Below are 22,359 nucleotides of genomic sequence, written 5' to 3' on the forward strand. Positions count from 1 at the left end.
TTCAACAAAAAATTTTAAGATGTTTAGAAACCTTTTTTTTGTAGCTTGGCTGTTTGTAGGTGTTGCCGTTACCGCTCAAAATTCAGATAAAGCCATATTGCTTAAGGTGGCCAATGAGCCTGTTTACGACACAGAATTTGTGCGCATCTTTAAAAAGAATTTAGAATTGGTTAAAGATGATTCGCAAAAAGATGTAGATGCCTATTTGGATTTATTTGTGAATTATAAGCTAAAAATTCAAGAGGCAAAGGCCCAAGGTTTAGATACTTTACCAAACTACGTGCGGGAGCTAACCAATTACAAAAAACAGTTAGCAAGAAATTTTTTAACTGATACGCAGGTAACCGAAGCCCTGGTGGAGGAAGCCTATTTTCGAACAAAAAATGAGGTGAAGGCGTCTCATGTTTTAATTAAAATGGATGCTAATGCCCAACCAGCAGATACGCTTAATGTTTACAATCAATTGCTTAAATGGCGCAAAGATATACAGGAGGACGGTTTTGAAACACTGCAAAAGAAAATTCATGATGGCAAAACCATATACGCCGAAAATTTAGGTTACTTTTCTGCTTTTAAAATGGTGTACAATTTCGAAAATGCAGCTTATAATACACCAGTCGGTACTATTTCTATGCCGTTTAAAACGCGCTTTGGCTATCATATAGTTACAGTTGAAGATATACGTCCATCCAGAGGCGAGCGTAAAGTGGCACATATTATGATTGCGCATAACCGCAATGGCGAGGCGCAAACAGCGGAATCTCGTATTAACGATTTGTACACAAAAATTAAGCAAGGCGAAGATTTTGCCGTAATAGCCAAGCAATTTTCCGAGGATAAAAGTTCTGCCGAAAAAGGAGGTGAATTGGCTGTATTTAGTAGTGGTCAATTAAGTTCTTCAGATTTTGAAGATATGGCTTTTAGTCTTGAAAAACCAGGCGATGTATCGGCGCCTTTTGCTACTGAATTTGGTTGGCATATTGTTAAATTACTTGAAAAAATGCCGGTTCCAGATTTCGAAAGTATGAAATCGGAATTAGAAGCACGTGTAAAAACCGATTCGCGGTCGCAACTAATAAATACCTCCAGAGTAAACACCTTAAAAGAACGGTATGCGGTTGCAGATAACCCAGAGGCGCTAACTTATTTTACTACCATTTTAGACGATAGTTATTTTAATGGTACTTACACGCTACCAGACGCATTTACAGGGAAGAAACCTTTGGTTACTATTGGAAATTTGCAGTTATATTATGCCGATTTTGGTACTTACTTAATAAAAAATCAGCGTAAAATATCAGGTAAAAAACCACTTGCCAATTTGGTAAGCGATTATTACAACACCTTTATAAACACCAACTTGTTGCAATACGAAGAGGCTAATTTAGAAACTGAAAACCAGGCTTATGCCAACATAGTAGCGGAATACCGAGACGGACTGTTGTTGTTCGATTTAATGGAAAAAGAAATTTGGAACACTGTTAGTGCAGATTCAGTTGCCGTAAATGAGTTTTATCAAGCAAACAAAGCATCCTACACATGGCCAATTCGTGTAGATGCAGATGTGGCTTCTGCCAACGATAAAAAAACAGTAAAAAAGGTACGCCAAATGCTTAAGAACGGGACAAGTCCAGAAGCCATAAAAACTACTTTAAATACCAATGGTACCGTTCAGGTTATATTTACATCGGATGTTATGGCATTGGACCATCAGGCACTACCGCAGGACATGATTGTTAAGGAAGGTGTTTCAAAAATTTATAACCAAGATGGTGTGTATATTGTATATCAAATTAAAAACATAATTCCGGAAGCTTTAAAAAGTTTTGATGAAGCCAAAGGGCAAGTTATAAACGATTACCAAATACACAAAGAAGCCTTGTGGCTTAAGGACCTGGAAAAGAAATATCCCGTAGAAATAAACGAAGCGGTGTTTGCCAAAGTGAAACAAACTTTAAAAAATAACTAATTGAAACATACTATTTTTGGTTTTATAGCAAGTGCTTTTTTGCTCGTTTCTTGTAATTACTTCTACAAACAAGAGAGCGAAAAAAAACCTATTGCACGTGTAAATAATGTGTTTTTATACGAAGAAGATGTAGCACATTTGTTTACAGAAAATATGCCAGAAACCGATAGTATGCTTCAGGTTACTAATTTTATTAACCGTTGGGCAACCCAACAATTATTGGTAGCAGGTGCTGAAATAAACTTAAACGAGGACAAACTAGCACATTTTAACAGGCTAGCCACACAATACAAAAACGACTTGTATGCCACCAGTTATTTACAAGCTTTGGTGCGCCGTAGTTTGGATACCGTAGTAACAACTGCCGAGGCGCAATTGTTTTACGAGGCAAACATGGATATTCTAAAACTGAAAGAGGATTTGGTTAAATTCAGGTATATTCATCTGGATGAAACCATATCGGATTTAGAGGCCATAAAAACAAAATTTAAACGTTTTAATAGTTATGATATGGAAGAATTGGATGCCATGGCCATTCAATTTAAATCCTATGCATTTAACGATTCTATTTGGATAAATGTGAATCAAATTATTAATAAGGTGCCAGTTATTACAGCAGAAAACAAAAATGAATTGTTAAAAAAATCTAATTTTATACAACTCAAAGATTCATTAGGACTATATTTGATGCAAATTGAAGATGTTTTGGAGCAAAATAGCCCTGCACCTCTGGACTATATAAAACCAACTATAGACCAAATTGTTATAAACAAAAGAAAGTTAGAACTCATTAAAGAATTAGAAAAAGATATTACAAAAGATGCTATTAAAAATAAACAATTTGAAATTTACAACTAGCCCTGTTCAGGTGCTTTTTTGTTTAGCCATATGCTTACTTTCGGCTGGTTTACAGGCACAAGAAATTATTGAGGACGATGCACCTGCATCAAAAAAAGTAATAGATACGCTAGAGAATACGGGCGCAAAAAAAATAGATGGCGTTGCAGCGGTAGTAGGCGAGTATGTTATATTAGAATCCGATGTGGACGACAATATTATGCAGCTTAAAGCGCAAGGAGCCTCCTTGGATGGTGTTACCAGATGCCAATTATTTGGGAAATTACTAGAAGACAAACTATATGCACATCACGCTATTCAAGACAGTATCATTGTATCCGATGCCGAAATTCGGTCCAACGTGGACTACCAGCTACAACAGTTTATGGCACAGTCTGGACAAAGCATGGAGCAGCTTTTAGAGTTATACAACCAACCTAACGAAAAAGCGTTTAGAGAGGAAATGTACGAGATTAATAAAAGCCAAAAGCTTGCAAGCGAAATGCAGAAGAAGATTTTGGATGGTGTGGAAATTACGCCCGAAGAAACACGACAATTTTTTAGTCAGATTCCTGCAGACGAACGCCCAACATTTGGAACCGAACTAAAAGTGTCGCAAATAGTTATCGAACCAAAAGTGTCAGAAGAGGAAAACGAACGCATCATTAACCAACTAAAACAATTTAAAGCAGATGTAATTGAAAATGGCGCCAATTTCCGATCGAAAGTTGTTTTATATTCCGACGATAAAGCCTCTATACCGCAAGGAGGTATGTACACACTTAACAGAAAACGACCACGCATGGTAAAAGAATTTCGGGAGGTTGCCTTTTCTTTACAAGAAGGTGAAATTTCAGATCCTGTAAAAACAGATTATGGTTACCATATTATTTATCTAGAAAAAATTCGTGGTCAGGAATACGATGTGCGTCATATACTTTTAATTCCAAAAGTGTCGGAAGAGGCCATTGCCGAAGCACGCGAAAAGTTAACAAAAATAAGACAGCGCATTGTGGATGGCCATATTAGCTTTGCCGATGCAGCTAGAGAGTTTAGCGATCAGAAAGAAACCAGAAGCGAGGGCGGCTTATTAATTAATCCAGCTACGCAAGACTATAATTTTGAGTTAACCAAAATAGATCCAGAATTATACGGCCAAATTCAAGATTTGGAAGAGGGCGAAGTGAGCTTAATACAAACAGATCAAGATAGAACGGGCAATATTAAGTTCAAAATTTTAATGGTTAGCGACCGTGTAGAGGAGCACGTGGCAGACTATTCGCGCGATTATCTTAAAATAAAAGAACTTGCTTTAAACGAAAAACGTATTAAAGCAATTGAAAAATGGCAAAACGAAAAAATAATGGATACCTATATCAAAATTAATGGTGACTACAGAGATTGCGATTTTTCTAGTAACTGGTTAAAACAATAAATATGTCCGATGTAGCTGCAATTGAAAGCTTCGTAAAAAAATATAAAGCACTAAAAACCGAAATTGCCAAAGTTATCATTGGTCAAGAAGCGGTTGTCGATCAAATTTTAATAGCCATTTTTTCTGGTGGTCATGCCTTGTTAATAGGTGTGCCCGGATTGGCCAAAACCCTAATGGTTAATACCATTTCCGAAGCATTAGGTTTAAATTTTAAACGCATTCAGTTTACACCAGATTTAATGCCAAGCGATATTTTAGGTAGTGAAATTTTAGATGAAAATAGAAATTTCAAATTCATAAAAGGGCCTGTTTTTGCTAACATCATTCTGGCCGACGAAATAAATAGAACACCGCCAAAAACCCAAGCCGCTTTGCTGGAGGCTATGCAGGAACGATCTGTTACGGTTTCTGGACATCATTACAAACTGGATTTACCGTATTTTGTATTGGCCACACAAAACCCAATTGAGCAGGAAGGTACCTATCCGTTACCCGAAGCACAACTGGACCGCTTTATGTTTGCCATTAATTTAAATTATCCCACTTTTGAAGAAGAAGTGGCGGTCGTAAAGGCAACAACTTCAAACGTTACACATACCGTAAATCCGTTATTTACGGCGCAAGAAATTGTCGATATTCAACAATTACTTCGCAGAATGCCAGTGGCAGACAACGTGGTAGAATACGCTGTTAAAATGACGGGAAAAACAAGACCCGATAGTCCACATGCTGCCGATATGGTTAAAAACTTTATCGATTGGGGAGCTGGACCTCGAGCGTCTCAAAATTTAATATTAGCAGCCAAAACGCATGCAGCGGTTCATGGTAAATTTTCGCCAGATATCGAAAATGTGCAAGCCGTAGCGCATGCCATTTTTAAACACCGTATTGTTAAAAACTACAAGGCAGATGCCGAAGGTATTACAGAGGAAGCCATAATAACAAGTTTATTTTAAATGGTTCTAAATTGATGCTTTGGTAATATATCCGGTTTAAATTGTTAAATTATTAGTAATTATACGGTATTAATCAAATTTAAGCTGTAATTTTAGGTAAATTGTTATATTTATTTAAAATATTTCAATGATACCGGCTTTTCGTTACATATTTTTAAATCTTCTTTAAAATTTGTACTTTTGCGGTCCTCATTAACTTGGGAATTAATAAGTTTATTCATACTAAAAATTATAATATGGCATTCGATATTGACATGATCAAAGAGGTTTATGCAAATATGGCCGAGCGTGTAGATCAAGCGCGCAAAGTTGTTGGTAAACCACTCACACTTTCAGAAAAGATTTTATACGCGCACCTATGGGATGGTGCTCCAACCAAAGCCTTTGTACGAGGTAAGGATTATGTAGTTTTTGCACCTGATCGGATTGCCTTACAAGATGCTACTGCGCAGATGGCGCTATTGCAATTTATGCAGGCTGGTAAAGCAAAAGTTGCTGTTCCTACAACTACACATTGCGATCACTTAATACAAGCCAAGCAAGGTGCTGTTCCAGATTTAAAACGTGCCAACGAAACAAGTAACGAGGTTTTCGATTTTTTAGCTTCTGTATCTAAAAAATACGGATTGGGCTTTTGGAAACCGGGTGCAGGTATTATCCACCAGGTAGTATTAGAAAACTACGCCTTTCCGGGTGGTATGATGATTGGAACCGATTCACATACAGTAAATGCAGGTGGATTAGGCATGGTAGCCGTTGGAGTTGGTGGTGCAGATGCCGTAGATGTTATGGCAGGAATGGCTTGGGAGCTTAAATTTCCAAAGCTTATTGGCGTTAAATTAACTGGAAAATTAAATGGCTGGACTTCAGCTAAAGATGTTATTTTAAAAGTTGCCGGTATTTTAACAGTTAAAGGTGGAACAGGCTCTATTGTTGAATATTTTGGTCCTGGTGCTAAAAACTTATCATGTACGGGCAAAGGAACTATTTGTAATATGGGTGCCGAAATTGGTGCAACAACGTCTACATTTGGTTACGACGATTCCATGGAACGCTACTTGCGTGCAACCGATAGAAATGATGTAGCCGATGAAGCCAATAAAATTCGCGAATACCTAACTGGAGACGATGAGGTGTATGCAAATCCAGAAAACTATTTTGACCAAGTTATTGAAATTAATTTAGACACACTGCGTCCTCATTTAAATGGTCCTTTTACACCAGATTTAGCTACTGAAGTGGGCGAATTAGGTGAAAAAGCTAGAAAAAATGATTGGCCACTAAAAGTAGATTGGGGTTTAATAGGGTCTTGTACAAACTCGTCCTACGAGGATTTAACACGGGCAGCTTCTATAGCTAAACAAGCCGTAGATAAAAAAATTAAAGCAAAATCTGATTTTGGTATTAATCCAGGTTCGGAACAAATTAGATATACAGCTGAACGCGATGGCGTATTGAAAATCTTTGAAGATTTAGACGCTACCATCTTCACCAATGCTTGCGGACCATGTATTGGACAGTGGGATAGAAGCGACAGAAAAGGCGATGAAAAAAACACCATTGTACACTCGTTTAACCGAAACTTTTCGAAGCGTGCGGATGGTAACCCAAACACACATGCTTTTGTAGGATCACCAGAAATGGTAGCTGCTATAGCTATCTCCGGTCGTTTGGATTTCGATCCAATGACAGATACATTAATTAATGAAGATGGCGAAGAAGTGAAATTAGATGAACCAAATGGCTTGGAATTACCACCATTAGGTTTTGATGTAGTAGAGTCCGGTTACGTGGCGCCTGTAGCAGACGGTAGTCAAGTAGAGGTTTCTGTTAATCCAGAGTCGGAGCGTTTACAGTTATTAACACCTTTCGAACCAATAGGGAATACTATTAAAGGTGCGAAATTGTTAATTAAGGCCTTTGGTAAATGTACTACAGATCATATTTCTATGGCAGGACCTTGGTTGCGTTTTAGAGGCCATCTAGATAATATTTCTAATAACATGCTTATTGGTGCAGTTAATGCCTTTGGTAAGAAAACTAATTTTGTGAAAAACCAACTTACGGGTGAGTATGGTGGTGTTCCAGATGTGGCACGTTACTACAAATCTAAAGGCGTTTACTCTATAGTTGTGGGCGATCATAATTATGGGGAAGGCTCATCTAGAGAGCATGCTGCCATGGAACCAAGACACCTAGGTGTTGCTGCTGTATTGGTAAAATCTTTTGCCAGAATTCATGAAACAAACTTGAAAAAACAAGGTATGTTAGGTTTAACGTTTGCAAATGAAAGCGATTACGATTTAATTCAAGAAGATGATACGATTAACTTTTTGGATTTAGATGGTTTTGCACCAGATACGCCGCTAACAATTGAGTTTGTGCATGCCGATGGAACCAAAGATATCATAAAGGCCAACCATACGTATAACCAGGCACAAATAGATTGGTATAACGAAGGATCTGCTTTAAACTTAATTAAGAAGCAAAATAACGCTTAATTATATATTTTAGTAACCATAAAAAAACTCCTGTAAATATGCTTTTCAGGAGTTTTTTTGTTAGCAATATTAACTTTTCCCGACCTACCTAACTGATTGACTTATTATGAAAAAAAATAAATTCAGTGTCAGTAATATTGTTTTCGTGGTATTTTTGATGCTTTTAATAATACCGCAAACAAGGCAACCTATTCAAGTGTTTATCCAAAAAGGCATGGCCTTAATTAGTCCTTCAGAAATAAAGGAAGAAAAACGTGAAAAGCTAACCAATTATAGCGATTGGAAGTTAGTGGATGCCAATGGTAAGGTGTTTAATTTTGAAGACGCAAAAGGCAAAGTTGTATTTATTAACTTTTGGGCTACCTGGTGTCCGCCATGTATTGCCGAAATGCCAAGTATTAACAGCTTGTATACAGACTATAAGGAGTCGGTTTTATTTTTGTTGGTTTCCAATGAGGAGGTTGGTACAATTACAGCTTATAAGGCTAAAAATGACTATTCATTTCCGTTTTACCAGGCGTATAACCAAGCACCCGCACAATTACAAGCGCAAAGCATACCACAAACCTATATTATAGATAAATCTGGTTATATAGTAATGGATAAATCTGGTGCCGCAAATTGGAATAGTAGCAGCGTTCGAGCGGTGCTAGATACCTTAATTTTAGCGGAATAACACCTTAAAAAAACCCCTTATAAAATCTAGGGAATATAAGGATTTCATAATCTTTAAATCTTCAGAAAACGTAGATTGTTCGTCTAAAAATCGGAACATGGTTGGAATGGTATTTTTAGCATAAAATTGCTCAAAAATCCAGACCCCTTTTTTATTATTAGTATATAAAACGTGCAAAAATATTTTGTCGTAAATTTTGTATTTCCTTTTAAATAAATTGCTATGCGGTAAGTTACCAGTCTTAATATTAGCTATCATTTTAGCAACGTTTTTTTCAACGTGCTTAAAAGAATAACCGGTGGACGCTTTAACCCAACCTCCGGCTGTACCTATTTTAGTAATTTTTGCCGTGTTTTCTTTCCAAAAAGGAAAGTCCGTCATGGGAATATTACCTTGTTCAGTTTCAACTACCTGATAGTTTTTTATTTGTAAGTGCTCCGTAATGTAATGTTCTAAAGCCGTGTCATACACAGCTTCTGGTACAGTATCGGGCGTAAAAAATGTATATTCTATGAGCGCTTTCGTTTCGGAAAAAGGCAATACGTACATGAAACTTGTGCTGCCTTGGTACTGAAAGCGATAATCCATCATGGTAAACATATTGTTATTAAAAACAGGAACATCTGTTTCTATGACCCAACCTTTAAAGTGCTGTTGGACTAACGTATATTTATGTATGTTTTTAAAATACTTTTCCGGTAATCTGCTGTCAAAAACATGTGAAGCCGTATAGCTATTGTTTTTTCCAATAACACGAACTTTTGTATCTTCTTCCAGTGTTATAACCGCATCCTTAATAAACCGAATGTTATTGTAACCTGCTAATTTTGTTTTCGCGAAGTCATAAAAATCGATGGCACGAATGCTTTTATACTGGTACGGCTTTAAGGGAAGCACCAAATCTTTTTTAGGTGATTTAAATGAAGCCGTTTGCCATGATTTTTCTACAACTGGGTCCCATTCAGAGTAACCAATTTCCCAAAAACTCCAGGTTTTGTCGTTTTTAGTTTTGGTAACAGGGTCTATTAAAGCAAGTGTTTTTTTACTTAAAATGGGGTCCTGAATAAAAGCTAGCGCTAGTTGCAGACCTGCCAAACCATTTCCAACAATAATATAATCGAAATGATTATCGTTATGCATGCTAAACGCAATTTAAGTAATTACTTTTTGAAGTATTTAAAAGGAACAAACAACATACCAAAGCATTCGCTATCCTCTTTACCTAAATGCTTATGATGCATTTTGTGTGCTCTACGAACACCTTTGGCGTACCAGTTATTGGCATTTCTGAAAATTTTAAAACGTTGGTGTATAAAAATGTCATGTACAAAAAAGTAGGCACAACCATAGGCAAAAATACCTAATCCAAGCGGAAGTCCTGCCCAAAAACCCTTAAAACGCCAAAGTAGAAACAAACTAATACTTACCACGGCATAGAAAATAAAAAATAAATCGTTGCGCTCAAACCAGCTATCGTGCTTTTTATGGTGGTGGTCTTTATGAATACTCCATAAAAAACCATGCATGATGTATTTATGGGTAAACCAGGCCATGAATTCCATGAAAATGAACGTGCCAAGAAAAATTAGTATCCAGTATAGGGTATCCATAATTATTTTTATAGCAAATTTAATTGATATTTTACATAACTACGCGTTAACAGCTCAATTTTTTTGTAATTAGCAACGCGTATCCGCGTATTTTTTATTTGTAACGCTGGAGTTTTTTTCAATTTCTTTAATAACTGACTGTAATAACGGTAGGCCGTAAAAACACCAAATTTAGCTTCTATAGGAAGCTCTTTAATACCTTGTAAGCCTAATTCGAAATCGCGTTCAATTTCGTTAATAATAACAAGTTTTGAGGCTTCATCTAATTTGGTTAAATCGGTGTTTGGGAAATACGTTCTACTTAAATCTTCGAAATCACTTTTAAGGTCGCGTAAAAAATTCACTTTTTGAAAAGCAGATCCTAAATGCATAGCTGCATCTTTAAGACTGTTGTATTTTTCATTATCACCTTTTACAAAAACTTTTAAACACATAAGGCCAACAACATCGGCAGAGCCATAAATATACGTTTTGTACTCCGTTTCGGTTAAATAGGTGGTTTTATGTAAATCTGTTCGCATACTTTTCATAAAAGCCTCTACCATGTGTTTTTCAATACCGTAATTATGGTAAGTTTCTTGAAAAGCATTCAGGATAGGATTCATACTTATCTTTCTATCTATGGCCAAATAAAGATCTTTTTCAAACTCGTTTAAAAGAGTTTCTTTATCAAACTCATGAAAACTATCTACAATTTCATCTGCAAATCTTACAAAGCCATAAATATTATATATGTCTTGCCTAATTGAAGCAGACAACATTTTAGTGGCCAAAGAAAAAGACGTGCTGTAAGTCTTTGTTACCGTTTGGCTGCAGGAACGGGAAATTTGGTCAAAAATTGATTTCATGTTTTAGTGTTTTATTAATTGATAGCGACGATTCATTTATACCGATATTTTTTAAAAACCTTGTATAAACTAAACCGTATGGTACTTGTCTATAAGCTCTGAAACTAGCTTACCAGAGATTAAAGATGGGGGTACCCCCGGACCAGGAACGGTTAATTGTCCTGTAAAGTACAAATTATTTACCTTACTACTTTTTAATTTGGGTCTTAAAAATGCAGTTTGTAATAACGTATTGGCCATACCATAGGCATTCCCCTTATAGGAGTTGTAATCTTGAACAAAATCGTTTACACAAAACGATTCCTTAAATAGTACATTTTGGCGCACAGATTGCGAGGTAAGTTCCTCAAAACGGTCCATTATTTTAGTAAAGTAGCGCTCGCGTAATTCTGGTGTGTCGTTAAGTCCTGGTGCCAAAGGAATTAAAAATATGCCTGCTTCTTTTCCTTCTGGAGCCGCGTGGCTGTCTGTTATTGATGGAAAACTGGCGTAAAATAAGGGGTTTTCTGGCCATGCGGCCTTGTCGTATATGGTGGCTGCATGAGCATCAAAATCTACATCAAAAAATAAGGTATGGTGATTTACATTTTTAATTTTAGTGTTGAAGCCTACATAAAACAGCAACGAGGATGGTGCAAAGGTTTTGTTGCTCCAATAACGTTCGGAATACTGTTTGCTGGCCGCAGGTAATAATGTTTCGGTATGGTGGTAGTCTGCACCGCTTAAAACAACATCGCTTTTGTGCGTTTCTGAATTTACGACAACGCCAGTAGCCTGATTATTTTCTACTAAAATTTTACTAATAGCGGCATTTGTTATGATGTTTACACCCAAACTAACAGCCAATTCTTGCATGGCTAAAACCACCTGATACATCCCTTTTTTAGGATGAAAGGTGCCTAGGCCAAAATCTGCGTAGTTCATGAAACTATAAAAGGATGGGGTATCGCTAGGTTTTGCGCCAAGGAATAAAACAGGAAACTCTAAAATTTTAGCCAATCTGGGATTTTTAAATTCCTTACGGACATCTTTTTTTATGGTACTAAAAAATTGCCCCACCTTTTTAATGGTTTCTGGTGTTACCAATTCAAATGGAGATACGCCCGGATTGTAAACCAAATCCTTTATGGCAACATTATAATTATCTTGCGCTTTATGTATAAACTTCTTTAAAATTTTTGCGCTGCCCGGCTCTTCGTTTTCAAAAGCGACACATATTTTTTCCAAGGTATCCTCAATGGTTATGAAATCGTCTTTGCCGTAATAAACGGAATAAGCTGGATTTAGTTTGTCTAGTTGGTAATAATCTGAAGGCTTTTTGTTGAAATCGGCAAAAAAGCGTTCAAAAACATCGGGCATCCAATACCAAGTTGGACCAATATCAAAGGTAAAGCCATCTTTAATTAGTTGTCTAGCGCGACCACCAATGGTTTCGTTTTTTTCAAATACGGTAACCTCGTGGCCAGATTTTGCAAGGTAGCATGCCGCGGCTAGGGATGAAAACCCAGAACCAATAATTGTAATTTTCTTTTTCATATGTTTAACAAATATATAAAAAGACTAAACAAAAAATATGTTTTTCTAAAGATATTTATCGATGTCTTTAATTGCGTGGAATGGTTTAATAGCCTCATCCAGTTTTTGAGCGTCTAGCAGGTCTATCATCCTACCAAAAATCCATAATTCGTTTGTGTCGTGAAGTAATTCTTCTTTAAATTCTTGAAGGTAGGCCTCTAAATGTTCGGCTTCCGGTTTTACAGTAAAATAAGAAAGAAATGTTACGTTGTTGTAATTTTTTAAAACATCTTTCAAGCTAACAATAGGTACACTTGGTCCCAAATATACGGTGTGGTAACCGGCCTTACTTAATTTATAGTTTAAAAAGTGTAAGCCAAGGTCGTGAATTTCGTTATTTGGTAGAAATAAAACAAAAACACGTTCTAAATTTTTTGGTTTCTCGTATTGATGCTTTTCAATATTAACCAACATTTTTTGCTTTATTAACTCCGAGATAAAGTGCTCTTGCGCTGGCGTAACTGTGTTAGTTTGCCAAAGCAAGCCAATTTCGCTCATAAGCGGAACAAAAACTTCCATAAAAATTTCTGAAAAGTTTTTCTGTGCTTTAAGGTTATCGTAGGTTTTTAAAAAAAGCGACTTATCGAAATTTAGCATAGCCACTTTAAACATATTTATGGCGTGGTCATCCGCAAAATCCTTGGCAGATAAGGTACGCACCGTGTCTGCAATATCGTTTTCACTTATTTTAGCGATTTTCGATATCTTAAAACCATGGTTGTACAGAAAAGTTATGTTTAGCAACTTTTGTAAACTTTCTAAACTGTATTGTCTAATATTGGTATCTGTTCGGTTTGGCTCCAGAAGGTTGTAGCGCTTTTCCCAAATTCTTATGGTGTGCGCCTTTACACCCGATAAATTTTCTAGGTCCTTAATGCTAAAGTTATTCTTAACGTTGTTCATACTTTATTTAAAAAGATTAAACAAAAGTACTAAATTAATTCAAATAACCCACGGTGTTACCTAAAAATAAAAGCGAAGTAAAAAAGTGCGCACGAGAAGACTCGAACTTCCACGGACTAATGTCCACCAACCCCTCAAGCTGGCGCGTCTACCAATTCCGCCACGTGCGCATTAAAAATGTCTTTAAATAAAAAAAGTTAAGCTGAATGCTTAACTTTTTTTTGTGACCAGGCTGGGGCTCGAACCCAGGACCATCTCCTTAAAAGGGAGATGCTCTACCAACTGAGCTACCTAGTCGTTTTGTTTCTCCGTTGCGGGTGCAAATATAAGAGCATTTATTAATTATACAATACTTTTTTTTACTTTTTTTTCGTTTTTTTGCGCTGCAATTACCTATCTTTTTAATAATCAATTTATAGCGTTTTATGAAAATAATTATTTTTGGTTATATGACCTCCGGAAAATCGTTAATTGGCCCAAAATTGGCTCAAAAACTAGAAGTGCCTTTTTACGATTTGGATCAGTTTATTGAAGCAAATGAAAACATGTCGGTTTCAGAAATTTTTCAAACCAAAGGCGAATTGTATTTTCGGAAAAAAGAACATTCCTATTTACCAGCATTTTTACAACAACCTGATGGCGTTTACGCGTTGGGAGGTGGTACGCCCTGTTATGGTAGTAATTTAGATATTATTAAAGCGCAAGAAAACGCTAAAACGGTTTATTTAAACGTATCTGTTGCTCAATTAGGTCAGCGCTTATTTCATAATAAAGCGGAAAGACCCTTGGTAGCGCATTTAGGTACCCAAGCGGCAGTAACCGAGTTTGTGGGGAAACACCTATTTGAAAGACTCAGCTATTATAATCAAGCGGATTATAGCATAAATGCAAACGGAACGCCGGAAGAGACTTTAACGCAATTACTAAAACTTTTAGGCTAAAGTGGCTTCTAGTTGGTCGTTTTCCAAATTAACGCTTACGTGTTCATGCAGCGAAGTAGAGAGGGATATTCCTTTAAAATCGGCTTTAACAGGATATTTTTTATGATTTCTGTTTACCAGTACAGCCGTTTTAAACTGTTTTAGCGGTACGTTTAAAAAATGACGTACCCCGTAGGCTAGGGTGGTACCAGAGTTTAAAACATCGTCAATAAGGACTACCGATTGGTTTGTGTATAATTCCGGGGCTACAGATGTGGTAATAGGGTCTAGTGGTTTTCGTTTGTTTATGTACACCCGGCATAAAACTGGTTTAATGGGCGAAATTTCGCTTAAAACAGCCTGTAATCTCTCGGCCAGTAAAAAACCATTTTTATCTATTCCGGCTAAAACAACAGAAGCTTCATTTACATTATGCTCATAAATTTGATAGGCTATGCGTCTTATTTTATGAACTATTTCATCGTGATTTAAAATGCGATTGTTGTTGCTTATTTCCATAATTGGTGTTTTTTCAAAGGTAATACAGAAATTACTAATTTTTATAAATCGGGCGTATTTTCATTGGGTTCATCTAAATCAAAATCCTCGGTATAATCTTCCAAATCCCGCCTGTCTTTTTTAGTCGGCCTACCCGTTCCTTTTTTGCGGTAGTAGTCTTTGGCGTATTTTAATAATTCCAAAGCCTCAAAAGCTTCTTTGGGTGTGGTATCCGTTCGGTAAATGTCCACTAATTTTGCGCCTACACGGTTGGCAGGTAAATCGTTTACCGTAAGGGTATAGTGAATTTGGTTTTTACGTACCTCAATTTTGTCCGTGGCATATACTTCCCGACTGGGTTTTACCGTATCGCCGTTTACTTTTACATGGCCTTTTTTACAAGCTGTTGTAGCTATAGTTCTTGTTTTGAAATACCTAACACACCATAAAAATTTATCTACTCGCATATAATTCGTTTAAAAACTACGTTAATCTTCTTGTACAAAATTATTTAAAAATTGTATCTTGCTCGCAAAAATAAGTAATAATGAATTTAAGAAAAACTTTACTTTTAAGTATCGGGCTTTTAACTGTTTTTACAGCCTGTAAAAAAGATGATGATTTTGGTGAAGAGGTGCCGTTAAGAGACGCTACAGAGGTTTATGAAGAGGATATTGCAGAAATTGAAACTTACTTGCGAACACATTTTTATAATTATGAAGCCTTTCAGGAAAATGATCCATACAGTCCAGAAAACGATCAATTTCAGATTGTTTTCGATACTATAGCAGGCGCTAATAGCGATAAAATACCGTTAATAGAAATGGTGGAATCCATTGTGTATCCTTTTGATGGAGTGGACTACACGTTATATTATTTAAAAGTTAGGGAGGGCTTGGGCAATGAAGTACATTTTTCAGACCAAGTAACCTTAACTTACGAAGGTTTAAGTGTTGCCGATAACTTTGTTTTTGATAGTGCGGTAAACGAAACACAATTTAATTTGCTAACCGTAGGTACACAGCTTGGTGTTGTAACAGGTTTTCAGCAAGGGGTTATTCAGTTTAAAACAAGCAACGATTTTACCATAAATACCGATGGTACCGTTACCTATAGAAATCATGGAATTGGGGCTGTTTTTATACCTTCTGGTTTGGGCTATTTTAATCAGCCGCTAGATGGTGTTCCGGGGTATTCACCTATTATTTTTAAATTTAATGTGTTTAAACGTACCATTTTAGATCATGATGTAGACGCCATTTTCTCCTATATGGAAGATTTAAATAAAAATGGAAATCCGTACGATGACGATACCGATGGCGATTTGCTTCCAAATTTTATTGATAACGATGATGATGGCGACGGTTATTTAACTCGAGACGAATTGGACTACGCCGAATATATAATTATGATGGGCGATCCAGAACCCGTATTAGCCGAAAATGAATTTGAACGTACACGCGTTGAAAACAACGGTCAGATAACCATAAAAACAGTTATTGTTACCGATAGAAACGACGACGGCATTCCAGATTATTTGGATAAAAATACCATCCCATTGCCGTAAAAGACAGCCTTGAAAAAATACAAGGCAGCATATTAAACACAAAAAAAACCGCATTAATTGCGGTTTTTTTTATCATATATTTTTAGGTAAGTAATACACGCATCTTATTCATGATCATGCGGCTTGAGCCATGTAGCCAGATTGTTTTAAGTTAGGTTTAAAATTACCTAGTTTCGGGTATCTTTAAAATACCTTTTACTACCACGAGACTTTAGTAAAGTATTTGTGCAAGTAAAACCGCTTTTACAGCGAAAAGGACAAACTTAAAATTAACTGATCTGGTCGTGTATCAATGCGGCTAGTGTTTAAACCGTTATTGGTAACAAAACGCGCTTCATTTTTGTTTAGGCCACGCTCGTAACGCAGGTCTATGCCAATTTTTTGAAAACTAACGCCAACACCAACATTGAGTCCAACGGTAAAATCGTTTTTTATATCTTTAATAGCAATCTTGTTAAATTCACTATCAATAATATATTGTAAAGCAGGACCAGCAAACACATTGGCAAATTTAAATATGCGCATACCCACCAGTAATGGCGCATCTAGTTTTTGCATTTTAAAGTCGCCTTGCTTGTAAGCACTGGTTGTTTGGGTGTAAACAAGCTCGGGTTTCACAAAAAATTTACCGCCTGTTTTGTAAAAAGCACCAAAGTGAAATCCTAAATTTCTGTCTGGTTTTTCCGACGCGCTCACTGCCGATTCGTAATAGTTACCGTTACCGCTGTAATTTAATCCTCCTTTTATACCCAAGCCTTTGGCGTTTTGGGCTTGAATGGAATAGGTTAAAGCTAACGGAAGCACTAGAGCAAAAACAAGCTTTTTCATAAAATAAGGTTTTAAAGTGTTTTAAACGTGAAACTTACGTATTTATTTTCTTTTTATAATCTTTTCGGCTGCTTTTATAATGGCATTAGCGTTTAAACCATATTTTTCCATAAGTTGTGCTGGTGTTCCAGATTCGCCAAAAGTATCATTGGTGGCTACAAACTCTTGTGGCGCCGGATTATTGGTTGAAAGCACACGCGATACACTTTCGCCTAAACCACCTAAATAGTTATGTTCCTCTGCCGTAACGACACAGCCCGTTTTGGCAACCGATTTTAATATAGCGGCATCATCCAAAGGTTTAATGGTATGAATGTTAATAACCTCTGCAGATATCCCTTTTTCGTTTAGTGCTTTAGCCGCTTCTAAAGCCTCCCAAACTAAATGGCCTGTAGCAATAATAGTAACATCGGTCCCTTCTACTAAATGCAGGGCTTTCCCAATTTCAAAAGGTTGGTCGGCTGCGGTAAAATTAGGAACACTTGGTCTGCCAAAACGCAAATAAACTGGACCTTCATGTTCTGCAATAGCCAAAGTAGCAGCTTTGGTTTGGTTATAATCGCACGGATTTATAACGGTCATCCCTGGAAGCATTTTCATTAGGCCAATATCCTCTAGAATTTGGTGTGTGGCACCATCTTCCCCTAAAGTTAAACCCGCGTGCGATGCACAAATTTTCACATTCTTTCCAGAGTAGGCCACACTTTGTCTAATTTGATCGTATACCCGACCCGTTGAAAAATTGGCAAATGTTCCGGTAAAGGGTATTTTACCGCCAATGGTTAAACCAGCAGCTATACCAATCATATTTGCTTCAGCTATGCCTACTTGAAAGAAACGTTCTGGATGATTTTTTTTGAACGCGTCCATTTTTAACGAGCCAATTAAATCGGCACATAAGGCAACTACATTCTCGTTGGTTTTTCCTAGTTCTGTTAGGCCCGCTCCAAAACCTGAACGGGTGTCTTTATTTCCTGTATTTGTGTATGTTTTCATCGTAATTCCACTATGGTGGGTGTCTTTTTTATTAATACATGTTTTAAACGCTCTGTTTTTTAAAAAGAGCTTATAACAGCAGCTTTAGTAATCGCCTAAAGTTTCCGGGTTTTGTTCCAAACCACTTGCTAATTGGTCATCGTTAGGCGCTTTTCCGTGCCAAGCATGTGTATGCATCATAAAATCGACGCCATTGCCCATAACGGTTTTAAGTAGTACGCAAACTGGTTTGCCCTGACCAGTTTTTGATTTAGCTTCAGCCATTCCTTTTAAAATGGCTTCAATATTATTGCCGGCTTCAATTTCTACAACGGTCCAATCAAAAGCTTCAAATTTTGCTTTAAGGCTTCCCATTGGTAATACATCGTCTGTAGACCCATCAATTTGCTGATTATTTAAATCGATGGTAGCAATAATATTATCTACCTTATTTCCTGCGGCGTACATAATAGCCTCCCAATTCTGACCTTCTTGAAGTTCTCCATCGCCATGCAAGCTGTATACCAAATGGCTATCTCCGTTTAGTTTTTTTGCTTGTGCTGCACCTAAAGCAACCGACATACCTTGACCTAATGATCCTGATGCAATTCTTACACCTGGTAAGCCTTCGTGAGTGGTTGGATGCCCCTGTAAACGTGAATCAATTAAACGGAATGTATTTAATTCGGAAACCGGAAAATAGCCAGAACGGGCTAAAACACTGTAATACACCGGCGAAATATGACCGTTAGATAAAAAGAATAAATCTTCCCCAATTCCGTCCATATTAAACGTGTCTTTTCGGTCTAAAATTTCTTGGTAAAGTGCCACAAAAAATTCGGCACAGCCCAAAGAGCCGCCAGGATGTCCCGAGTTTACCTTGTGTACCATGCGTAAAATATCGCGGCGAACTTGGGTTGTTAAATCTTCTAAATGTTGTGTGTTCGACATGTTTGTGTTGTTTATTTTAAGTCACAAAAATAAGATTTTATAAGCAGTAATAAAGGCCGTTAATGGGCTTTTATTAACGATTTACACGCATTTGCTAACAATTTTGTTTTAATTAAGAACGACATCCTAATATCTTATTTATATTTGCTCCTTCATGATAATGCAAATATGACTTTCGAATTAAAACATACAGACCCAACTACAAAAGCACGCGCTGGAAAAATAACCACAGATCACGGTACCATTGAAACACCCATTTTTATGCCGGTGGGTACCGTAGGTACGGTAAAAGGCGTGCACCAACGGGAATTAAAGGAAGATATAAATCCGGATATTATTTTAGGAAACACCTATCATTTGTACCTGCGTCCGCAAACCGATGTGTTAGAAAAAGCAGGTGGGTTGCATAAATTTATGAATTGGGATAGGAATATTTTAACCGATTCTGGAGGGTATCAGGTGTATTCGCTTTCTGCAAACAGAAAAATTAAAGAGGAAGGTGTTAAATTTAAAAGTCATATAGACGGCAGTTATCATTTTTTTTCGCCTGAAGGTGTTATGGAAATTCAGCGCGCTATTGGTGCCGATATTATTATGGCTTTTGATGAGTGTACACCGTATCCATGCGATTACAAATACGCAAAACGCTCCATGCACATGACGCATAGGTGGCTGGATAGATGTATTAATCATTTAGAAAAGACACCTTTAAAATACGATTATAATCAGGCATTTTTTCCTATCGTTCAAGGAAGTACCTACAAAGACTTAAGAAAGCAATCGGCGGAGTATATTGCTAACGCCGGAGCTGTGGGCAATGCTATTGGCGGGTTATCTGTAGGCGAGCCAGCCGAGGCCATGTACGAGATGACCGAGGTGGTTACCGAAATACTACCACAGGATAAGCCTCGTTATTTAATGGGAGTGGGAACACCAATTAACATTCTTGAAAATATAGCGCTTGGAGTGGATATGTTCGACTGTGTCATGCCAACAAGAAATGCCCGAAATGGCATGCTTTTTACGGCTCATGGCACCATAAACATAAAAAATGTAAAATGGCGTGAAGATTTTTCACCAATAGATAGTATGGGTATAACCTACGTCGATACCCAATATAGCAAAGCCTATTTACGACACCTTTTTACCGTAAACGAATTGCTAGGAAAGCAAATTGCAACCATACACAACCTTGGTTTTTACATGTGGTTAGTGCGTGAGGCCAGAAAACAAATATTAGCAGGTACTTTTGCCGCCTGGAAAACCAAAATGGTAAAACAAATGGATAACAGACTTTAAAATTGAAAGGATAACATTGAAAATATTAGACTGGTACATACTAAAGCGCTATTTGTTTACATTTTTAATAATGTTGCTGCTTTTTATTCCAATTGGTATAACCGTGCATCTGGCCGAAAAAATTGGGAAGATTCTAGAGAATGAAGCACCTTTTGGCGAGGTTATGCTTTATTTTTTAGATTTTACAATCTACTTTGCTCATTTATTATTTCCGCTTTTTTTGTTTTTATCGGTTATTTGGTTTACCTCCAAACTAGCCAACAATACAGAGGTTATTGCGTTTTTAAGCTCGGGTGTTTCGTTTGCGCGTTTTTTAAGACCGTATTTAATTGGTGCTTCTATTGTATCGGTGTTTGCCCTAGTATTAGGACTTTATTTGGCTCCAGAAGCCAGTAAAGGATTTAACGATTTTACGTATAAATACCTTAAAAAAAATAAAAGCGCCGTAGACAACCAAAACGTTTACCGCCAAATTGATGCCAATACTATTATTTTTGTTAGCAGTTTTGATGCGCAACAAAAATTGGGTCAGAATTTTTCATTGGAATATATTGAAAACGACAAAATGCTGCATAAAATTACAGCAGGCTCTATTCGTTATATAGAAGAAGACTCAACGTACCGGTTAACCAATTATGTAAAACGTACAATTGGCAAAGGCGCTGATGTACTAGAAACAGCCAGACGTAAAGACACTATTTTTTCATTCGATTTAGAAGATTTAACACCCGTAGAATACATTGCCGAAACATTACGGTATTCCGAATTAATACGGTTTATAAAAAAGGAAGAGGCGCGAGGTTCGTCCTATATTAATAGGTATAAGCTAGTACAATACCGTATCTGGAGTTTACCGGTATCTATATTTATTTTAACTATAATTGCCGTTGCTGTATCCTCCATAAAACGCCGCGGTGGTATGGGAGTAAATTTGGCGTTTGGTATTTGTATTGCCATGGTATTTGTGTTTTTCGATAAAATTTTTGGAGTACTAGCGTCGCAATCAGACTTTCCACCTTTGGTAGCAGTGTGGTTCCCAAATGTTATATTTGCTATATTAGCAGCCTATCTGTTATACAATGCTAAACGATAAGCTTAAAAATTACGCCCACCTCCACGTATTGGTTTTTATTGCTGGTTTTACAGCCATTCTTGGGCAACTTATTTCCGTGGAAGCTGTTGCGTTGGTGTGGTACCGCATGCTTATGGCATTGGTTTTAATGGCTTTGTACGTATATGTTTCAAAAGCCAAAATAAATATTCCTTTTAGTTTTATTTTAAAATTAAGTTTTGCAGGTATTGTTATTGCTTTACACTGGATTACGTTTTTTGCGGCCATAAAAGTCTCTAACATTTCCATAACGCTCGCCATGTTTTCTACAGGAGCTTTTTTTGCATCGTTTATTGAACCTCTAATTTACAGGCGCAAACTTATTTCCTACGAAATTTTATTCGGTTTACTGGTTATAGTTGGGGTTGTTTTTATAACCCAAAGCGAATGGCATTATTGGTTAGGCATTGTTTTAGGTATTGTTTCAGCCTTTTTGTCGTCTTTATTCGCGGTGTTAAATGGTAAATTTTTGGAGCATCATTCGGCTACCGTCATTTCTTTTTACGAGTTTGTTAGTGGTGTGGCATTTATAACAATTTACTTGTTGTTTGCGGACAACGGATTTTCTCCAGCATTTTTTGCCATTCACCTTTCGGACATTCTGTACTTATTTATTTTGGCATCTGTTTGTACTGCTTATGCCTTTATAGCATCGGTTTATGTTATGCGCTATATAACACCATTTACCGTCGTGCTTACTTATAATTTGGAACCTATTTATGGTATCATTTTAGCCCTACTTATTTTTCCAGAAAAAGAAAAAATGAGTTTAAATTTTTACATTGGTGCTAGTATTATTATTAGTGTCGTGGTGCTAAACGGATTACTTAAAAACAGGAAACGCAAAAGAGCCAAAGTAGGCTTGGTTTAAGCAAAAACTAGCACTTATAAGTATGTATT

Annotated in this window: 21 protein-coding genes and 2 tRNA genes; 11 read left to right on the forward strand and 12 right to left on the reverse strand. The window is 36.8% G+C overall.

Features of this window, described 5'->3' with window-relative positions:
* Nucleotides 1–19: 19 nt before the first annotated feature.
* The 6 genes from ACFSQP_RS12385 (at nucleotide 20) to ACFSQP_RS12410 (ending at nucleotide 8,374) form a co-directional block, all read left to right on the forward strand.
* The gene (locus ACFSQP_RS12385; protein WP_376894979.1) at nucleotides 20–1,969 is read left to right on the forward strand and encodes a peptidylprolyl isomerase; all 1,950 of its coding nucleotides are present in this window, start codon (nucleotides 20–22) and stop codon (nucleotides 1,967–1,969) included.
* Nucleotides 1,970–2,827, forward strand: a complete 858-nt coding sequence (locus ACFSQP_RS12390; protein WP_376894981.1) for a peptidyl-prolyl cis-trans isomerase — start codon at nucleotides 1,970–1,972, stop codon at nucleotides 2,825–2,827.
* A complete protein-coding gene (locus tag ACFSQP_RS12395; RefSeq protein WP_376894983.1) occupies nucleotides 2,790–4,241 on the forward strand; it encodes a peptidylprolyl isomerase in 1,452 nt (483 codons plus the stop codon). Before ACFSQP_RS12390 ends, ACFSQP_RS12395 begins: the two co-directional genes overlap by 38 nt.
* A gap of 2 nt (nucleotides 4,242–4,243) precedes the next feature.
* The gene (locus ACFSQP_RS12400) at nucleotides 4,244–5,197 is read left to right on the forward strand and encodes an AAA family ATPase (RefSeq protein ID WP_376894985.1); all 954 of its coding nucleotides are present in this window, start codon (nucleotides 4,244–4,246) and stop codon (nucleotides 5,195–5,197) included.
* Between the two features lie 236 nt (nucleotides 5,198–5,433).
* Complete coding sequence (locus ACFSQP_RS12405) at nucleotides 5,434–7,698, forward strand: aconitate hydratase (RefSeq protein ID WP_376894987.1); 2,265 nt, start codon at nucleotides 5,434–5,436, stop codon at nucleotides 7,696–7,698.
* 106 nt (nucleotides 7,699–7,804) lie between these two features.
* The gene (locus tag ACFSQP_RS12410) at nucleotides 7,805–8,374 is read left to right on the forward strand and encodes a TlpA family protein disulfide reductase (protein WP_376894989.1); all 570 of its coding nucleotides are present in this window, start codon (nucleotides 7,805–7,807) and stop codon (nucleotides 8,372–8,374) included.
* Here ACFSQP_RS12410 and ACFSQP_RS12415 read toward each other — a convergent pair.
* From ACFSQP_RS12415 to ACFSQP_RS12445, 7 genes are all read right to left on the reverse strand, one after another.
* On the reverse strand, nucleotides 8,363–9,514 hold the full coding sequence (locus tag ACFSQP_RS12415; RefSeq protein WP_376894991.1) for a lycopene cyclase family protein: 1,152 nt from the start codon (nucleotides 9,512–9,514) through the stop codon (nucleotides 8,363–8,365). The genes ACFSQP_RS12410 and ACFSQP_RS12415 overlap by 12 nt on opposite strands.
* Before the next feature lie 20 nt (nucleotides 9,515–9,534).
* Entirely contained in the window at nucleotides 9,535–9,984 is a 450-nt protein-coding gene (locus ACFSQP_RS12420) for a sterol desaturase family protein (protein WP_376894993.1), read from the reverse strand.
* A gap of 8 nt (nucleotides 9,985–9,992) precedes the next feature.
* The gene (locus tag ACFSQP_RS12425) at nucleotides 9,993–10,832 is read right to left on the reverse strand and encodes a phytoene/squalene synthase family protein (RefSeq protein ID WP_376894995.1); all 840 of its coding nucleotides are present in this window, start codon (nucleotides 10,830–10,832) and stop codon (nucleotides 9,993–9,995) included.
* 69 nt (nucleotides 10,833–10,901) lie between these two features.
* Nucleotides 10,902–12,368: a phytoene desaturase family protein gene (locus tag ACFSQP_RS12430; RefSeq protein WP_376894997.1), complete on the reverse strand. Its 1,467-nt coding sequence runs from the start codon at nucleotides 12,366–12,368 to the stop codon at nucleotides 10,902–10,904.
* Between the two features lie 45 nt (nucleotides 12,369–12,413).
* A complete protein-coding gene (locus ACFSQP_RS12435; RefSeq protein WP_376894999.1) occupies nucleotides 12,414–13,310 on the reverse strand; it encodes a MerR family transcriptional regulator in 897 nt (298 codons plus the stop codon).
* An 86-nt stretch (nucleotides 13,311–13,396) separates the two neighbouring features.
* Nucleotides 13,397–13,480: transfer RNA gene (locus tag ACFSQP_RS12440), tRNA-Leu, on the reverse strand.
* A 54-nt stretch (nucleotides 13,481–13,534) separates the two neighbouring features.
* A tRNA-Lys gene (locus tag ACFSQP_RS12445) sits at nucleotides 13,535–13,607 on the reverse strand.
* A 128-nt stretch (nucleotides 13,608–13,735) separates the two neighbouring features.
* Here ACFSQP_RS12445 and ACFSQP_RS12450 point away from each other — a divergent pair.
* Nucleotides 13,736–14,251: a shikimate kinase gene (locus tag ACFSQP_RS12450; RefSeq protein ID WP_376895001.1), complete on the forward strand. Its 516-nt coding sequence runs from the start codon at nucleotides 13,736–13,738 to the stop codon at nucleotides 14,249–14,251.
* On the opposite strand, the gene ACFSQP_RS12455 is transcribed toward ACFSQP_RS12450, so the two are convergent.
* Both ACFSQP_RS12455 and ACFSQP_RS12460 read right to left on the reverse strand, forming a co-directional pair.
* Nucleotides 14,243–14,749, reverse strand: a complete 507-nt coding sequence (locus ACFSQP_RS12455) for a phosphoribosyltransferase family protein (protein WP_376895003.1) — start codon at nucleotides 14,747–14,749, stop codon at nucleotides 14,243–14,245. The two genes, ACFSQP_RS12450 and ACFSQP_RS12455, sit on opposite strands and share 9 nt — an antisense overlap.
* 41 nt (nucleotides 14,750–14,790) lie before the next feature.
* The gene (locus ACFSQP_RS12460) at nucleotides 14,791–15,195 is read right to left on the reverse strand and encodes an RNA-binding S4 domain-containing protein (RefSeq protein ID WP_376895005.1); all 405 of its coding nucleotides are present in this window, start codon (nucleotides 15,193–15,195) and stop codon (nucleotides 14,791–14,793) included.
* Between the two features lie 80 nt (nucleotides 15,196–15,275).
* On the opposite strand from ACFSQP_RS12460, the gene ACFSQP_RS12465 reads away from it, so the two are divergent.
* Nucleotides 15,276–16,295 carry an FKBP-type peptidyl-prolyl cis-trans isomerase gene (locus ACFSQP_RS12465; protein WP_376895007.1) on the forward strand — a complete coding sequence of 340 codons (1,020 nt, stop codon included), beginning with the start codon at nucleotides 15,276–15,278 and terminating at the stop codon, nucleotides 16,293–16,295.
* 243 nt (nucleotides 16,296–16,538) lie between these two features.
* On the opposite strand, the gene ACFSQP_RS12470 is transcribed toward ACFSQP_RS12465, so the two are convergent.
* From ACFSQP_RS12470 to ACFSQP_RS12480, 3 genes are all read right to left on the reverse strand, one after another.
* Nucleotides 16,539–17,123, reverse strand: coding sequence for an outer membrane beta-barrel protein (locus tag ACFSQP_RS12470; RefSeq protein WP_376895009.1), 585 nt, complete (start codon nucleotides 17,121–17,123; stop codon nucleotides 16,539–16,541).
* A 42-nt stretch (nucleotides 17,124–17,165) separates the two neighbouring features.
* On the reverse strand, nucleotides 17,166–18,119 hold the full coding sequence (locus ACFSQP_RS12475) for a transketolase family protein (RefSeq protein ID WP_376895011.1): 954 nt from the start codon (nucleotides 18,117–18,119) through the stop codon (nucleotides 17,166–17,168).
* 84 nt (nucleotides 18,120–18,203) lie between these two features.
* Nucleotides 18,204–19,049 (reverse strand): transketolase, encoded by an 846-nt coding sequence (locus tag ACFSQP_RS12480; RefSeq protein ID WP_376895012.1) that lies wholly within the window; start codon nucleotides 19,047–19,049, stop codon nucleotides 18,204–18,206.
* A 168-nt stretch (nucleotides 19,050–19,217) separates the two neighbouring features.
* Between ACFSQP_RS12480 and tgt the strand changes: the two genes are divergently transcribed.
* From tgt to ACFSQP_RS12495, 3 genes are read left to right on the forward strand one after another with little or no spacing between them, the layout of a single operon-like run.
* Nucleotides 19,218–20,348, forward strand: a complete 1,131-nt coding sequence (gene tgt, locus ACFSQP_RS12485) for a tRNA guanosine(34) transglycosylase Tgt (RefSeq protein ID WP_376895014.1) — start codon at nucleotides 19,218–19,220, stop codon at nucleotides 20,346–20,348.
* Between the two features lie 16 nt (nucleotides 20,349–20,364).
* Entirely contained in the window at nucleotides 20,365–21,441 is a 1,077-nt protein-coding gene (locus tag ACFSQP_RS12490) for an LptF/LptG family permease (protein WP_376895016.1), read from the forward strand.
* On the forward strand, nucleotides 21,428–22,330 hold the full coding sequence (locus ACFSQP_RS12495; RefSeq protein WP_376895018.1) for a DMT family transporter: 903 nt from the start codon (nucleotides 21,428–21,430) through the stop codon (nucleotides 22,328–22,330). Before ACFSQP_RS12490 ends, ACFSQP_RS12495 begins: the two co-directional genes overlap by 14 nt.
* Nucleotides 22,331–22,359 lie beyond the last annotated feature (29 nt).

Origin of the sequence: Bizionia sediminis (genome assembly GCF_042684585.1) — a bacterium.
GTDB lineage: Bacteria > Bacteroidota > Bacteroidia > Flavobacteriales > Flavobacteriaceae > Algorimicrobium > Algorimicrobium sediminis.

Coding starts and splice junctions, on each gene's coding strand:
- ACFSQP_RS12470 (WP_376895009.1), bottom strand. CDS start 17,123: ATGAAAAAGCTTGTTTTTGCTCTAGTGCTTCCGTTAGCTTTAACCTAT.
- ACFSQP_RS12465 (WP_376895007.1), top strand. CDS start 15,276: ATGAATTTAAGAAAAACTTTACTTTTAAGTATCGGGCTTTTAACTGTT.
- ACFSQP_RS12385 (WP_376894979.1), top strand. CDS start 20: ATGTTTAGAAACCTTTTTTTTGTAGCTTGGCTGTTTGTAGGTGTTGCC.
- ACFSQP_RS12420 (WP_376894993.1), bottom strand. CDS start 9,984: ATGGATACCCTATACTGGATACTAATTTTTCTTGGCACGTTCATTTTC.
- ACFSQP_RS12415 (WP_376894991.1), bottom strand. CDS start 9,514: ATGCATAACGATAATCATTTCGATTATATTATTGTTGGAAATGGTTTG.
- ACFSQP_RS12480 (WP_376895012.1), bottom strand. CDS start 19,049: ATGTCGAACACACAACATTTAGAAGATTTAACAACCCAAGTTCGCCGC.
- ACFSQP_RS12395 (WP_376894983.1), top strand. CDS start 2,790: ATGCTATTAAAAATAAACAATTTGAAATTTACAACTAGCCCTGTTCAG.
- ACFSQP_RS12495 (WP_376895018.1), top strand. CDS start 21,428: ATGCTAAACGATAAGCTTAAAAATTACGCCCACCTCCACGTATTGGTT.
- ACFSQP_RS12455 (WP_376895003.1), bottom strand. CDS start 14,749: ATGGAAATAAGCAACAACAATCGCATTTTAAATCACGATGAAATAGTT.
- tgt (WP_376895014.1), top strand. CDS start 19,218: ATGACTTTCGAATTAAAACATACAGACCCAACTACAAAAGCACGCGCT.
- ACFSQP_RS12430 (WP_376894997.1), bottom strand. CDS start 12,368: ATGAAAAAGAAAATTACAATTATTGGTTCTGGGTTTTCATCCCTAGCC.
- ACFSQP_RS12410 (WP_376894989.1), top strand. CDS start 7,805: ATGAAAAAAAATAAATTCAGTGTCAGTAATATTGTTTTCGTGGTATTT.
- ACFSQP_RS12460 (WP_376895005.1), bottom strand. CDS start 15,195: ATGCGAGTAGATAAATTTTTATGGTGTGTTAGGTATTTCAAAACAAGA.
- ACFSQP_RS12475 (WP_376895011.1), bottom strand. CDS start 18,119: ATGAAAACATACACAAATACAGGAAATAAAGACACCCGTTCAGGTTTT.
- ACFSQP_RS12435 (WP_376894999.1), bottom strand. CDS start 13,310: ATGAACAACGTTAAGAATAACTTTAGCATTAAGGACCTAGAAAATTTA.
- ACFSQP_RS12400 (WP_376894985.1), top strand. CDS start 4,244: ATGTCCGATGTAGCTGCAATTGAAAGCTTCGTAAAAAAATATAAAGCA.
- ACFSQP_RS12405 (WP_376894987.1), top strand. CDS start 5,434: ATGGCATTCGATATTGACATGATCAAAGAGGTTTATGCAAATATGGCC.
- ACFSQP_RS12425 (WP_376894995.1), bottom strand. CDS start 10,832: ATGAAATCAATTTTTGACCAAATTTCCCGTTCCTGCAGCCAAACGGTA.
- ACFSQP_RS12450 (WP_376895001.1), top strand. CDS start 13,736: ATGAAAATAATTATTTTTGGTTATATGACCTCCGGAAAATCGTTAATT.